The following is a 2,769-nucleotide window of genomic DNA, read 5'->3' on the forward strand; positions in this document are numbered from 1 at the left end:
GGTTTACGGGCCTGGGTTGAAGAAGTTCAGGAATGGGCCTTCCACCATCCCGGCGATGGGATACGGCGCCCCCGGAGGCGCGTCATCGTGCAACTGCAGCGTGGTCACCAACTTGTAGACGCCAGCAGGCACGGTGCCGGCCGGGACGTTGATGTCTGCTGCGTAAGTGCGCGTTGCGATGCCGCCGGGAAAGCTGAGCGCGCCGGCCATAGTGCTGACCACGAGCGGGCCGGCGATCGGTAGCGCCAGCTCGGCACCTGGGCCGATGGACTCCAAGAAGGCGCGCAGGCGAAACTCGTCCACCAAGAACGCTGCAAGCGCGCCGCGCATCTTCCACTCCACATGCACGCGCCAGTTCTGCGTCGTGCGGATGTGATTGGTGGGCACCGGCGTGTCTGGCTCGGCGATCTCGATGACTTGCACGTCCATCTCGCCGTCGTATGCGGGTTCGAGCACCGCGGGAACACTGATATGTGCCATTTGTCTTTCTCCTTTTCGATCTGACTGATTGGATTTCAGGTCTATTCGGAGACCTCCCCCTAGCGCCTCGACCATTGGGCCCGTATGGCTTTCGGCGCGCACACACACTTCTATCCGACCGCACTTAATCGGCGCTGTTGCAGCGCTTAATTTCGACGCCGCTCGAATTAAGCGACTCGCGTATGGAGGGGCGCGGTGCACTTCACACGGCTTCGTGGCGGCGGAGGCGCTCGTATAGCGTGACGGTGGCTTCTACAGGTTCGACGCCGAGCTCTTCGCGCAATGCCTCGACACAAGCCTGGTATTGCCGTATTGCCAGCGGATACTGATTCTGGCGGGCATAGCAGCGCATCAGCCGGCAGTGAATGTCCTCGCGGCACGCATCACGCGCCAGGATGAGCTGGCACAACGCGGCGCATGCTGCGAATTGTTCACGGCTTAGACGAATGCAACTGAGCCTGTCGAGGATGTCGAGATAGGCCAGCCGCAGCCTCTCGCGCGGCAGGGTCGTCCATTCCTCGTACGGGCTATCGGCCAGGAAGTCGCCGCCGTAGAGCGAGGCAGCCGCCTCGTATTCGGAGATGGCCGCATCAACGTCCCCCGTTGTTTCCCGTTTGTATCCCAGGTCCGCATGCTGCACGAATGCCTCGACGTCCAACCATACGGCCAGTTCGGGGTTGAGGCTGTAGGCGCCATCCTGGAACACGATGATCGGTACAGCACTGATTTCTTTGAAGACACGTCGCAGGCTGTGTAGGGCAACATTCAAGCTGTTACGCGCGGCATCTGGCGCAGCATCGGGCCAGAAGACGTCCATGAGCACATCACGGGGGACGGGCTGGCTGCGGTGAGCGAGCAGGTAGGCGAACACCGCGCGCCCTCGGCTGCTGGCGCATCGTTCGATCGGCCGGTTATTGATCATGATGCGCAGTCCACCCAACGTGTGCACCGTCAGCCCCAGGCGAAGCTGCACGTTCGCATCTGCGGCTGCAGCCGATTGCGCGGGCAAGTCACCCAGGTGCACGCTCAATCCCGCGCGACCTTCGACGCCCGGCGCAGGAACGTGGGAGCGAAAGCCGGTGACGGACAAAAGCCTTTGCCACCATCCACCCTGCGCCGCACCCGGCGCCGGCAATTCGACGGTCGGCGATGCGGCAGTAACGGTGGACGCCGGTTGAAAGAGCGAGTGCAACGCTTTCTGCGCCTCACGCATCGCTCGATCTGCCAGCTCACAGGCGTTGCGATGATAGGCGTGCTGTTGTGCTAGATCGCGCAACCGCGCGATCAACTGCTCGGCTTCGCGGATGTGTTCGACCAATGGATCATGCGAAGCATGCGCTAGCAAGGTTGCCCGTCCCAGGTGTGTCGCGGCCTGATCCCAGTCACCCTTGTCGCAGGCGTGTTGGGCACATTGCCATGCCTGGCGCACGAGTTCAGTGGGCGCCGACGCCACTCCGGTGAATTCTCGACCGGTTCGGTCAAAGACCTCAGGCAAGCCCGTCAAGGACAGTTGAGCAGCCAACGTTCACTTCCCCCTTGTCGGCTCTTGACCAGAGTTGCGTTCTCAGCACGTTTCGATGCAGGCGCGCGTCGAATGGTCATGTGGTGAATCGTTGGCGTGTGAGTGATGCAATGTTCCCCTTGATGCAATTCGCGCTGATGATTGCGCCTGCCACGCTTGCTCATCAGTTTACATTCGCCTGCTTCTCAATGACATGCACACTGTCGGCGGCGTGGCGCTGAGCCAGCAGACAATCGCGAGACGATTTGTTTTTGCACCCGGCTGGCCTACAATCGGCTGCGCTATGAAGAAGGCGCTCATCGTTTACGGCGGGTGGGAAGGTCACCAGCCGAAGGAAGTCTCCGAACTTTTAGGCGACGCGCTGACGCGCGATGGATTTTCGGTCGAACGCGCCGACACGCTCGATGCCTTCCTCGACGGCGCGCGGCTCAAGTCGCTGGATTTGATCGTGCCGATCTGGACGATGGGCACGATCAAGCGCGAGCAGCTCGAACCTTTGCTGGATGCGGTGCGCAGCGGCGTCGGCCTGGCCGGCTGCCACGGCGGCATGTGCGACGCCTTTCGCAACGAGACGGAATACCATTTCATGACCGGCGGCCAATGGGTAGCGCATCCGGGCAACGACGGCCGGCATTACTGGGTCAATATCATTGATCGCAACCCCATCACCGAAGGCATACAGGACTTCGAGGTGTGGAGCGAGAAGTATTACATGCACGTAGATCCGGCCATTCGGGTGATGGCGACGACGACTTTCGAGGACTACG

At 61.5% G+C, this 2,769-nt stretch carries 3 protein-coding genes; 1 reads left to right on the forward strand and 2 read right to left on the reverse strand.

Annotated elements, in window-relative coordinates:
• Positions 1–3: 3 nt before the first annotated feature.
• A complete protein-coding gene (locus GXH28_RS15745; protein WP_169239959.1) occupies positions 4–456 on the reverse strand; it encodes a hypothetical protein in 453 nt (150 codons plus the stop codon).
• 226 nt (positions 457–682) lie between these two features.
• Positions 683–1,933 (reverse strand): BTAD domain-containing putative transcriptional regulator, encoded by a 1,251-nt coding sequence (locus GXH28_RS16900; RefSeq protein WP_169239960.1) that lies wholly within the window; start codon positions 1,931–1,933, stop codon positions 683–685.
• Between the two features lie 352 nt (positions 1,934–2,285).
• Here GXH28_RS16900 and GXH28_RS15755 point away from each other — a divergent pair.
• A partial coding sequence (locus GXH28_RS15755; RefSeq protein ID WP_169239961.1) for a ThuA domain-containing protein occupies positions 2,286–2,769 on the forward strand: 484 nt, incomplete at its 3' end.

The sequence above is a fragment of the Candidatus Roseilinea sp. NK_OTU-006 genome, from assembly GCF_012931985.1.
Lineage (GTDB): Bacteria > Chloroflexota > Anaerolineae > J036 > Brachytrichaceae > JAAFGM01.